Below are 12,722 nucleotides of genomic sequence, written 5' to 3'. Positions count from 1 at the left end.
GGGAGAATGATGATTAGTGAAACGGAAAATCGCGATCCTTATGATCGTTTTTGTTAGTGCGACCTGCCACTTTGCGTTAAATGCTTTAGCGGCAAGCGACCAAACGTATAATTGGAGCTATATTCCAGCAAAAGATAATAAGCCGGTCTCAACTGAGCCTGAGTATCAGGAGTTATTAAATAAAACCGGTGGTATTTTTATCGGGAATACAGAAAAAAAGGACCTTTATCTTACTTTTGATAATGGGTATGAGAATGGTTATACGGAACAAGTGCTTGATGTTTTAAAGGAAAAAGAAGTTCCTGCGACTTTTTTTGTGACCGGACATTACTTAGAAACAGCGGCTGATTTAGTTAAGCGGATGGTCGAGGAAGAACATATTGTTGGAAATCATTCATGGCATCATCCTAGTTTGCCAGCAGTTGGTGATGGTAGGCTGATTGAGGAACTAGATGAAGTAAAAAAGAGATTTACTGAATTAACGGGAGTGAATGAAATGAATTATTTACGTCCGCCACGTGGAGAATTTAGTGAACGATCTTTAGCTCTTTCCAATAAGCTTGGTTATACAAATGTTTTCTGGTCACTTGCTTACAAAGATTGGGATGTGGATAATCAAAAAGGTGGAGATTATGCTTACAAGCAAATTATGAATAGAATTCATCCTGGTTCGATTATGCTCATTCATTCTGTATCCTCTGACAATGCCGAAGCCCTACCACGAGTTATTGATGAGGCACGCAAATTAGGGTATGAGTTCAAAAGCCTAGATGATTTAATGCTTGAAAGACAAATGGAACAATTGCCATTTCCGTGAGGAATTATTAAAGAAAAAACTCAAGCGACAGTTTGTGCTTGAGTTTTTTTGCTTTGAAAAAGTGGTGGTGAAAGGGAAGTTAAAGTATTAAAAGTGCTTATTGTAGACAAAGAAGCGGAATGAAGCCGAAAGCCCGCAAATAAAAGCGTGAAAGGGAAACAAAGGAGGCCAATGAATCCGAAAGCCCGCAAATAAAAGCGTGAAAGGGAAACAAAGGAGGCCAATGAATCCGAAAGCACATTAATAAAAGTGTGAAAGGGAATCAAAGGGAGGCAATGAAGCCCAAAGCCCGCAAATAAAAGCGTGAAAGGGAAACAAAGGAGGCCAATGAATCCGAAAGCACATTAATAAAAGTGTGAAAGGGAATCAAAGGGAGGCAATGAAGCCCAAAGCCCGCAAATAAAAGCGTGAAAGGAATCAAAGAAGTTCAATGAATCCGAAAGCCCGCAAATAAAAGCGTGAAAGGGAATCAAAGAAGTTCAATGAAGCCGAAAGCCCGCAAATAAAAGTGTGAAAGGGAATCAAAGGGAGGCAATGAATCCGAAAGCCCGCAAATAAAAGCGTGAAAGGGAATCAAAGGGAGGCAATGAAGCCCAAAGCCCGCAAATAAAAGCGTGAAAGGGAATCAAAGAAGTTCAATGAAGCCCAAAGCCCGCAAATAAAAGCGTGAAAGGGAAACAAAGGAGGCCAATGAATCCGAAAGCCAGCAATTAAAAGCCGCAAAAGTAATCATATAAGCTAGTAACTCCATCCATGCATACCCTTCAAACTAAAAAACTCACACAACACTCTTTTCAACAATGAGTATCATGTGAATTTTCTCTTCGTATGAATGAATATTTGAAAATTAACCGCGTCAATTTAAAAGTGTTTCTTGCCCAATGGCTGCTGCAATTGTTTCTAAAGTACTGACATCTGTGATATCGAAGGCAATTGGCTGTAGGCTTCGGACAACCATTAAACCGATATCCTTATTCTCATTATTTAAAATCGGAAACTTCAATTCCCCATTATAATCCCATCTTAAATCATTTTCTAATGAGGATGCGGCCACTAGTTTATGATCTAGATTTTCATACATATAAATGCCAACCCAATTTATATAAGGAACATTCTCAACTAAACTTGTGACTGTTTTCTCATAAATAGATTGTGTACTTTTTTTCTGATAAACATGTGCCATAATTTGTAATGATGCGACATCTGTTGGTATAGACAAAATCATCTCTCCTCAGTGAACCGATACGTTCAACGTTTTTCTAGCTGTACTGACAAAAACTTACCATACTGAATCGATTCTAACCGATATTATATTAAATAAGCACTGCCGTATGTCCTGTTTATTGTAACAAAAAAAGAAGGAGTATCGGTCTAGAAAGTTTAGGAAGTTCAAAGGACATGCTATAATAAGGGACGCCAAACAAGTAATTCGGGATCAATTGGACGGAGTGGAAAACATGAATAAAAAAACAAGTGTAAATAAAAGACAAGAAAATGGAGTGGTTCAGCTCAAGGTTGGTCAGCAGTTTCCATTAACGATAAAAAGGCTTGGCATAAATGGGGAAGGTGTTGGTTATTTCAAACGAAAGGTCGTTTTTGTACCTGGTGCTTTGCCTAATGAAGAGATCGTAGCTGAAGTCACAAAGGTTGGAGCGAAGTTTTCGGAAGCGAAAATTAATAAAATTCGAAAAAAATCGAAGGAACGTATTGAAGCACCATGCCCAATCTATGATAAATGCGGGGGCTGTCAGCTTCAACATTTAAAATATAAGGGTACATTACGTGAAAAAAGAGATGTCGTCATTCAAGCTCTCGAACGTTTTACAAAATTAAATATTAATCAACTCTCAATTAAAGAGACGATTGGAATGGACGACCCGTGGTACTATCGGAATAAAAGTCAGCTTCAGGTTGGGAAAAAAGGAAATCAAGTGATTGCTGGTTTATATGCGATGAAATCCCATGAACTCATTGATCTATCGGCCTGTATGGTCCAACATAAAGCAACGAACAAAGTAACCGAAGTCGTGAAACAAATTTTAACGGATTTGAATATTTCCATTTATGATGAACGCAAACGAAGAGGACTTATTCGGACGATTGTCACAAGAGTGGGCTTTGAAACCGGTCAAGTTCAAGTCGTTCTCGTTACAACTGATCCAAACATTCCAAGGTTAAATTTAATTACAGACGAAATCCAAAAACGTTTACCTGAAGTTACTTCTTTTCAACTTAATATTAATAATCAAAAAACATCATTGATCTTTGGGGAGAAAACGGTTCATTTAGATGGAGAAGAAGTCATTGAAGAAAAATTAGGCGATATTTCTTTTGATTTATCGGCACGAGCGTTCTTTCAACTAAATCCTAAGCAAACGGTTCAACTTTATAATGAAGCCAAAAAAGCGGCAAAGCTATCCGGTAAAGAAAAAATCGTTGATGCGTATTGTGGCGTTGGAACAATTGGACTTTGGTTGGCAAATGATGCAGCCGAAGTCCGGGGAATGGACGTGATTGAAGCCTCGATTAAGGACGCAAGAAAAAATGCCGAAAAGCACGGTTATGCTCATATGCGATATGAAGTCGGGCCAGCTGAAGAATGGTTACCTAAATGGGTAAAAGAAGGATGGAAACCAGATGTTGTCGTCGTCGATCCACCACGGACGGGCTGTGATGATAAACTGTTACAATCAATTATTAAGGTCAAACCAAAACGAGTCGTGTATGTATCCTGTAATCCATCCACACTCGCCAAAGACATTGAAGTATTAAGATTAAAAGGCTATCAAGTGAAAAATATTCAACCTGTTGACATGTTCCCATGGACGGCACAAGTGGAGTCGGTGACGGAGTTGGTGTTGAGGTAGAGGCACACTGTCACTGCTCGAAATTTGTCGATTAAAGGGGTGTAGGCATTTTGTTCTATAGGAGAAAGTTTTATATAGTTAAAAATGAATTTGTAGAAACTTTTAATCAACACTTTAACGAAACAAACTTGCCCAATCAGTTAAAACATGGTTCACGACTAGTTGGAAGATGGATGACCCCTCATAGTGAATCGACCACGGAAATATTTGCGATCTGGGAGTATGACAGCCATGAGAAGTATCTAGAAATTGAAGCGAATGTGAGAAGTGATCAAGAGCATGTCAAAAGAGTTATAAAGTGGTATAACAAGCATGGTGGAAGAGACTATGTGTATAGTGAATATATATTAGAAGTGAAAAATGAGCCGTTAACGTCTACTTTGTAAGAGAAAATAAGTTAATAAAACCCCTGCCAATCGAGTGAATTAAGAGTGGCAGGGGTTTTACGTATATGACTCAAATATGAATTTGGGCTGAAAGTTATCTTAGAATGCTTCTAATGGATTTATTTTATAAAAAATAACTATTTGCTTGGACGAAAAATTGCGATTGCTCATAGTTATACGTTACTTTTGAAAAGTCGAATGGTTGTCCATTTGTTAAATGAAATACAGATTCAACGAATAGTTTAGGGTCTCCTTTTTTTAATCCTAGATAATGGGCTTCCGTATCCGTCAACTTGGCGACATGAAGAAATGTATCTGAAAAACCAATCTTTAATCCTAAACCTTCCGTAATATAATTAAATATCGATTCAGAAATAATTTCATTGTTTAAGTAAGTAATGATCGATTTATTAAAATACGATTCCTCTAAGCATAATGTTTGCTCGTGAATATAACGAACTCTTTTAACATAATAGACATCGTCACTAAGTTCCATATTTAAGTTAAGCGCCGCTTCTTTTGTTGGTTTTCGGACGTCTAGCTCGATTACTTCTGATGTGATTTGGAAATCTTCAAGATTTTTTTTAAACCCCTGACTAGATAGAAGACTAATATATCCTTTTCTTTTATGCCTTCTAACAAAAATTCCACTACCTCTGACTTGAAAGACAACTCCTTTTTTCTCTAAAAGCTCTAATGATTTCGTGACTGTACTTTTACTTACCCCAAATTGAACCATCAAATCTTGTAATACAGGTAATTTTTCTCCTTGTTGCAGCTTATGTTCTTCAATATAATTTTCAATCTCGTTGGCGATGTGTTGGTATTTTAACATATACATTCCTCATTATTTAATAATCTCATTCAGTATCAAAATTATACCATAAACTTACTAAAAGCTCATTTCGTTAAAGCATGCACATATAAAATTATTATTTAGTCCTTGATGAATTGTACCGATACAATTATAATGTGAATGTATAAAAGAAGCGAGGGGGGATCTAAGGTGAGTTCAAAAATTAGGGATTATTCCCAGTTAGCCAAAGATATATTAGAGGCTGTTGGGGGAGAAGAAAATGTTGTAAGTGTTACAAGATGTGCGACTAGACTTCGAATCGTACTAAAGCGCTCTAAATCAGAGTCGAAAGCAAAAGTAGCAGCAATGCCTGGGGTTATTACAGTAGTAGAAAACAGTGGGCAATTCCAAGTGGTCATTGGTCAACATGTAGGAGAAGTTTATGATGTTTTTTCAAGTTTAGTAAAAGTTGAAGAGTCAGATAATACAAGTGAAAATAAGGGAACGATCTTAAATCGAGTTATTGCCACAATGTCTGCTGTTTTTGCACCATTTGTCTATATTCTAGCTGCAGCTGGTATTTTACAAGGTTCATTAATATTAATTAATTTATTTTCTAATACTTTTGTAGAAACGGGGACTTATCAAGTTTTAAGTTTTATTTCATGGGCACCCTTTACTTTTTTACCGATTTTTATTGCTATTACAGCATCCAAACATTTTAAAACAAACACATTTATCGCAGTAGCATGTTCTGCTGCACTAGTAAGTCCGACGTGGACAGAAATAACAACCAGAATTACAGAAGGTGAAACCATTACATTTTTAGGGTTGGCTTTATCTCAAACTGTATATACCTCTTCCGTATTGCCACCGCTATTTTTAGTATGGATTTTGTCATACGTTGAACGATTTTTAAATAAGAGAATGAACGAAGTGGTTAGGCCATTATTTGTTCCGCTCGTATGTATGGTTGTTATGGTACCTTTAACGATTTTATTAATTGGACCTGTTACAACTATGGGTGCAACTGGGATTGCAAATGGCTATAACTTCTTAGCAGAAAATGCCCCTGCTGTTGCTGGTGCTATAATTGGTGGCTTCTGGCAAGTGGCCGTTATTTTTGGAGTACATTGGGGAGTCACCCCTATGGTATTAGCTAATTTTGAGTTATACGGTCGTGACTCATTTCAAGCGTACCAAACGATTGCTGTTATCGCCCAAGTTGGAGCTGTGCTTGGGGTTATTTTAAAAGCTAAAAGTCAAGAAACACGAAAAATTGGTATTTCAGCTGGTGTAACTGGATTTTTCGGGATTACTGAGCCAGCTATTTATGGGGTCACTTTAAGATTTAAAAAGCCATTTATCATTGGGTGTATTTCAGGTGCTGTTGGGGCAATAACAGCAAGTTTCTTTAAACCCAGTTACTTTGCCTATGCAGGATTACCAGGACCATTAACGATTGTAAATGGGATAAGTGCGGACTACCCTTCGTCGATATGGGGAATTTTAATTGGTTCGGCCATTGCTCTAATACTTCCAGTTATTTTAATTCAAATCTTTGGGTACGGTGAGGATACAGCAAAAGCTGCAGGTGGAAAGAACCTATTAAATGGACAAGAACAACATACAATTAATTTCCAACAAAATAACGAAGAAATGATAAATGCTCCATTAAGTGGTCAAGTCATCCCACTTTCTGAGGTCCCTGATGAAGTCTTTAGTTCAGGTGCGATGGGGCAGGGAGTAGCAATTGAGCCGTCTGACAACAAATTATATGCTCCTTTTGATGGAACGGTTGTTATGATTGCACCGACTAAGCATGCAATCGGTTTACGTTCAAACTCTGGGGTTGAATTGCTTGTGCATATTGGTTTAGATACCGTTAAATTAGGCGGAAAACCATTTACCTTAAATATAGAAGATGGCGCTAAAGTCAAAAGAGGGGATTTACTCATCACCTTTGATAAAGAATTTATTCAAAATGAAGGCATAAAAACATTGACACCTCTTGTTGTAACGAACACACAAGCTTATAAAGAAGTAATTATCGAAATTATTAATGAGAGTAAAGTAGAGCAGAAATTATTAACAGTTGTGAAATAAGGAGGAATTGAAAATGACAACATTACCGAAAGATTTTCTATGGGGTGGCGCTTTAGCTGCTCACCAATTTGAAGGTGGTTGGAATCAAGGTGGAAAGGGACCGAGTGTTGTGGATGTAATGACAGCAGGTGCACATGGTGTTCCTAGAGAAATAACAGAAACCGTTCAAGCAGATAAATTTTATCCGAACCATGAAGCCATAGATTTCTATCATAAATATGAAGAAGATATCGCCTTATTTGCTGAAATGGGGTTGAAATGTTTACGTACATCCATTGGTTGGAGTCGAATTTTTTCAAAGGGTGATGAAGTTGAACCAAATGAAGAAGGTTTGCAATTTTACGATAATGTCTTTGATGAATTGTTAAAATACGGAATTGAACCTGTCATCACACTCTCTCACTTTGAAATGCCATTGCATTTAGCAAGGGAATATGGTGGTTTTCGAAGTAGAAAAGTAGTAGATTATTTCGTGAAATTTGCTGAAGTTTGTTTCAACCGTTATAAAGATAAAGTGAAATATTGGATGACTTTTAACGAAATCAATAACAAAATGGATGTCCATAATCCAATATTCTTATGGACAAATTCAGGTGTTGTTGTAAAAGAAGGGGAAAATCCAAAAGAAGTCATGTATCAAGCTGGTCACCATGAATTGATTGCAAGTGCATTAGCGGTAGCTAAAGGAAAAGAAATTAATCGAGAGTTTAAAATTGGAGCAATGGTTTCACATATACCTATTTATCCTTTTTCATCAAATCCTGAAGATGTGATGTTAGCTGAAGAAGAAATGAGACAACGATACTTCTTCCCTGATGTTCATGTTCGTGGTTTTTACCCAAGTTATGCGTTAAAAGAATTTGAAAGAGAAGGCTATAATATTAAATTTGAAGCTGGCGATGAAGACATTTTAAAAAATGGTACGGTTGATTATTTAGGCTTTAGTTATTACATGTCGACCACTGTTAAAAGTGATGTTGTGAACGATAATATAGGTGATGTTGTCAATGGCGGATTACCTAACGGTGTTGAAAATCCATATATTAAATCGAGCGACTGGGGCTGGGCGATTGATCCAACTGGATTAAGATATACATTAAATCGTTTCTATGATCGTTATCAAATTCCTTTATTTATTGTCGAAAATGGTTTTGGTGCAATCGATACTCTAGAAGAAAATGGCTCAATTCATGACCCACAAAGAATTGATTATTTAAAATCCCATATTGAAGCTTTAGAAAAAGCTGTCACTTTTGATGGTGTAGATTTAATGGGGTACACGCCATGGGGAATCATTGATATTGTATCGTTTACAACAGGTGAAATGAAAAAACGTTATGGCATGATTTATGTGGACCGTGATAATGAAGGAAACGGATCAATGAAGCGTTATAAAAAAGATTCGTTTGAATGGTATAAACAAGTGATTCAGACGAATGGCATGGGTTAATTACTGTCACCACCCGAAATTTGTTGAAATTTTCAACTGAATTATAATGTTCGCATCTAAATAAAACACCTGCCAATTGAGTGGTTTTCACAAAGATTGGTAGGTGTTTTTTATATAATAGGGTATTTGGTGGTTGGCGATACGTATTTAATTCTTACTCAAAAATGAATTTTGATAAAAGTTGATCTCGAATTCTTCTAATTGAGCCATAGAAAGTAGGGTCGTTAGTCGTTTTGTTAGGTCTGTTTCAAACTTTTGATACAGTTCAGATTCAAGAGATTTTTGCCAAGCGAATTGATAATGAAAAATATGGTTAGGCCCCTTTTCTAAAGGATTTAAAGCACCCTTGGTTTTTAAAGATTACCCTTTGAGAAAACGTTTGCCTATAATAGGACAAAAGAATCAAATGACCTTCTTATGAGATGAATAAAAGATAAAAATCTCTTAAAGTATTAAAAATGAATTGACTGCATAAGTTCTGAATCTTATAATTATTAATGAAAACGATTGCACTAATTTGAGAAACAGATACATATTCATGAGCGAGGGTGAGTGATGGTTGCTATTCTGCTAAATGGCTTTTTTATTTATGAAAGCGTTACCTTTTTTGTGTGCGTAAATAAAAGCATTTAGTAGATTAATAGTAAATAAAAGGATATGAGGGGTGTTTGTATTGAGGCGGCAATTAAGTAGAGGGTTTATGACCTTTTTAGTTTTTATTTTAGTTTTTTCCAGTTCAAGCTTTTTATTTCCAACTACTGGATATGTAGAAGGTTTACATGTACAAGCAGCAGAGTTAGAAATACCGGAAAATACGTTACGAATTCATTATCAAACAGTTGATGATGATTACACGAATTTAGGGTTATGGACTTGGGATGATGTCGAATCACCAACCGATAATTGGCCATCAGGTGGCATTCCTTTTGTAGAAGAGCAAATGACAGATTACGGGGCATATCTTGACATTCCCTTAAAATCTGGAGCACGTAATGTTGGTTTTCTTGTTCTTGATGTGACAACAGGTGCTAAGGATGAAGCCGGAGAGCGTGGCGGTGATAAGCGTTTAGAAATGTTCTCGCCTCATATTAATGAGGTTTGGATTCAAGAAGGTTCAGATGACATTTCCCTATACGAACCGATTGAATTAGCAGAGGATGTTGTCCGCATTCATTACAAAATAGGAGATGGAAATTACGAGAATTTAGGACTCTGGTTATGGGGAGATGTTAAGGTAGCGTCTGAAGAAAATGGTAGTTGGCCTACCGGTGCAACCGCATTTTCGGATGAACAAATTGGAAAGTATGGGGCTTATTTAGATATTGAATTGAAGGAGAATGCACAAGAAATTGGTTTTCTTCCAGTAAATAGAGACACAGGAGATCAAGAGATGGATCGCGAATTTATTAATCTAAGTAGTGCGAACCAATTATTTATCGTTGAAGGTGATGATCGAGTGTATATGAACCCGTATGGGGCTGTTGCAACAGAGCTATTGGCAGCAGAGCTTTTATCAGATACAAAGATGGTTTTAAGTTTTACCCGAACAGATGAATTAACAGAAGAAGGGTTGTTAGAAGGGCTAACGATTGAAAACCAAATAGGAGAGTTGGTAGCTGTACAAGAAGTGAATCTATTAGATGACAACAAACCGGTTGAATTAACCGGTCCATTTGATTTGGCTCAGTCACCTTATATGGTTACTTTCGAGGAGAAAACCGTAACGACAAAAGTCGGGTGGCGAATGATCGATGAAATGTACGCCTATGACGGAGAGCTTGGAGCAAAATTACATGGCGATGGGACGGCTACATTAAAATTATGGTCGCCAAAGGCTGAGAGTGTTTCGGTTATTTTATATGATAGGGAAGATCAGAATACGGTTGTAACAGAATTAGAAATGACTTTAGGAGAGCGTGGCGTTTGGCAAATTGATTTAGACCAACAACACACGGGTCTTGCCAATCTTAATGGTTATTATTATCACTATGAGATTGAACATGATGGAGAAAAGAAACTGGCTCTGGATCCATATGCTAAATCATTAGCAGCTTGGAATAATGAAGGGGATGATCCAATTGCGAAAGCCGCGATTGTGGATCCAGCTACGATTGGCCCTGAATTGGATTTTGCTCAGATTGATGGTTTTGAGAAAAAAGAAGATGCGATTATTTATGAAGTACATGTTCGTGATTTTACGTCTGACCCGAATATTGCCGATGAATTAACCGCTCAATTTGGAACATTTGCTTCCTTTGTTGAGAAGTTAGATTATATTGAAGAGCTTGGTGTCACGCATATTCAGCTTTTACCAGTCATGAGTTACTTTTTTGCGAATGAATTTGAAAATGATGTGAGAATGCTTGAGTATGCTTCGACTAATACAAATTATAACTGGGGTTATGATCCACAAAGTTATTTCTCGTTAACAGGGATGTATTCTGAAAATCCAGAGGATCCAGAACGACGAATAGAAGAATTTAAAAAGTTAATCGATGAAATTCATCGCCGTGGTATGGGTGTTATTTTGGATGTGGTCTATAACCATACGGCGAGAGTGAGTATTTTTGAAGATTTAGTGCCAAATTATTATCATTTTATGGATGCAGATGGAACATCAAGGGAGAGCTTTGGTGGAGGACGTCTCGGTACAACCCATGAAATGGCAAGGCGGGTGTTAGTTGATTCAATCTCGTATTGGGTGGAAGAGTTTAAAGTTGATGGATTCCGTTTTGATATGATGGGTGACCATGATGCGGAAACGATCCAAATCGCTTATGATAAGGCGAAAGAAATAAATCCGAATATCATCATGATTGGGGAAGGCTGGATCACCTATGTTGGTGATGAGGACGATACGAATGTCCAAGCTGCTGATCAACACTGGATGCAGTACACAGATAGTGTCGGTGTGTTTTCAGATGAGTTTAGAAATGAATTAAAATCAGGATTTGGTAGTGAAGGGCAGCCAATGTTTCTTACAGGTGGGGCAAGAAATATTGATTTAATTTTTGATAATATTAAAGCCCAACCTCATAACTTCGTTGCTGATGATCCGGGTGATGTCGTGCCATATATTGAGGCTCATGACAACTTAACATTACATGATGTTATTGCCCAATCAATTAAGAAAGATCCGGAATTCCATCAAGAGGAAATTCACCAACGCATTCGTTTAGGGAATTTAATGGTGTTAACTTCTCAAGGAACTGCTTTTCTTCATGCCGGTCAGGAGTTTGGACGCACGAAACAATTTAGAGCGGAAACAGCAGGAGCTCCTTATAAATCAACGTATATGACTGATGAGGAAGGGGACCCATTTACGTATCCTTACTTTATTCATGATTCCTATGATTCTACAGACATTATTAATCGTTTTGATTGGGAGCAAGCGACAGATGAAGCCGAGTATCCAATTAACAATCAAACGAGAGAATATACGACTGGACTAATTGAGTTAAGAAAATCAAGTGATGCTTTCCGTTTAGGAACGAAGGAATTGGTTGATAACCATGTGACAAAAGTCGAAGCTCCAGAAATAAAAGAGAAAGATTTAATTATTGCATACCGTAATGAAGCGACGAATGATGATGCTTATTATGTGTTTGTTAATGCTGATACAACGGAACGTATATTGACATTGGAAGCGGATTTAACAGAAGGAATCGTTGTTGTTGACCAAGTACAAGCAGGGACGACTGAAATTGTGGAACCCGTTGGAGTGGAATTAACTGCGGATACGATTACGATTGATCCATTAACAGCTGTTGTTGTAAAAATGGGTGATGTAGAAGTGACTGACCCACCTGAAACACCGGAGCCACCAGTTGAGCCAAAAGATTCGGATCCAGAAGATGACCCTGTTGAGAAGGAGCAAGAGCCACCGGTTAAAGACGAAAATGGAACGGGAGAGGATGACGAAAAGGAAAATGGAACGACCACTCCAGAAAAAGAGGAGCAAAAACGAGGGGAAGGCCTACCGAATACAGCCACATCCCTTTATAATTACTTAGCGATCGGAGCGGCTTTATTGCTGGCCGGTGCAGGGTTATACTGGGTGAGAAGAAGAAAGTTAAATTAAGAATTAAATAAAAGGCACCACGATTATCCGTCTGTATGGATGGATTTCGTGGTGCCTTTTTTAGTTAATGGCACACCACATCTACATATTTATGGAAACAATTCAAATGTAGCAGAGGGATAAAATAATAAAGGTTTTATCATTGACAAAGATAAAAGAAGTAATCTATAGTATTTCTATAGGAATTATTTTTTTATTTACCATTGACTGACTCATCAA

8 protein-coding genes are annotated in these 12,722 nt (G+C 37.3%); 6 read left to right on the top strand and 2 right to left on the bottom strand.

Translation table 11 applies throughout. The features are described 5' to 3' along the window. Positions 1-16 precede the first annotated feature (16 nt). Positions 17-817, top strand: coding sequence for a delta-lactam-biosynthetic de-N-acetylase (gene pdaA, locus AA0017_RS13685; RefSeq protein WP_413375204.1), 801 nt, complete (start codon positions 17-19; stop codon positions 815-817). A gap of 856 nt (positions 818-1,673) precedes the next feature. On the opposite strand, the gene AA0017_RS13680 is transcribed toward pdaA, so the two are convergent. Next, complete coding sequence (locus AA0017_RS13680; RefSeq protein WP_413375202.1) at positions 1,674-2,036, bottom strand: GAF domain-containing protein; 363 nt, start codon at positions 2,034-2,036, stop codon at positions 1,674-1,676. A 238-nt stretch (positions 2,037-2,274) separates the two neighbouring features. Between AA0017_RS13680 and rlmD the strand changes: the two genes are divergently transcribed. Next, the gene (rlmD, locus tag AA0017_RS13675) at positions 2,275-3,684 is read left to right on the top strand and encodes a 23S rRNA (uracil(1939)-C(5))-methyltransferase RlmD (protein ID WP_413375201.1); all 1,410 of its coding nucleotides are present in this window, start codon (positions 2,275-2,277) and stop codon (positions 3,682-3,684) included. A gap of 50 nt (positions 3,685-3,734) precedes the next feature. Next, positions 3,735-4,070: an NIPSNAP family protein gene (locus AA0017_RS13670; protein ID WP_413375199.1), complete on the top strand. Its 336-nt coding sequence runs from the start codon at positions 3,735-3,737 to the stop codon at positions 4,068-4,070. Between the two features lie 124 nt (positions 4,071-4,194). On the opposite strand, the gene AA0017_RS13665 is transcribed toward AA0017_RS13670, so the two are convergent. Further along, entirely contained in the window at positions 4,195-4,905 is a 711-nt protein-coding gene (locus tag AA0017_RS13665; RefSeq protein WP_413375197.1) for a GntR family transcriptional regulator, read from the bottom strand. Between the two features lie 171 nt (positions 4,906-5,076). Between AA0017_RS13665 and AA0017_RS13660 the strand changes: the two genes are divergently transcribed. The 3 genes from AA0017_RS13660 to AA0017_RS13650 all read left to right on the top strand — a co-directional run bounded on the left by AA0017_RS13660 (position 5,077) and on the right by AA0017_RS13650 (position 12,503). Then, a complete protein-coding gene (locus tag AA0017_RS13660; RefSeq protein WP_413375195.1) occupies positions 5,077-6,972 on the top strand; it encodes a beta-glucoside-specific PTS transporter subunit IIABC in 1,896 nt (631 codons plus the stop codon). A 13-nt stretch (positions 6,973-6,985) separates the two neighbouring features. Then, on the top strand, positions 6,986-8,422 hold the full coding sequence (gene bglA / locus AA0017_RS13655) for a 6-phospho-beta-glucosidase BglA (protein WP_413375193.1): 1,437 nt from the start codon (positions 6,986-6,988) through the stop codon (positions 8,420-8,422). A 664-nt stretch (positions 8,423-9,086) separates the two neighbouring features. After that, positions 9,087-12,503: a pullulanase gene (locus AA0017_RS13650; protein WP_413375191.1), complete on the top strand. Its 3,417-nt coding sequence runs from the start codon at positions 9,087-9,089 to the stop codon at positions 12,501-12,503. The last annotated feature ends 219 nt before the right edge of the window (positions 12,504-12,722 follow it).

Source organism: Alkalihalobacillus phoenicis, from assembly GCF_047302405.1.
GTDB lineage: Bacteria > Bacillota > Bacilli > Bacillales > Bacillaceae_D > Alkalihalobacillus.
Note: the sequence above shows the minus strand (reverse complement) of the source record. Positions and strands in the feature narration are given on the sequence as shown.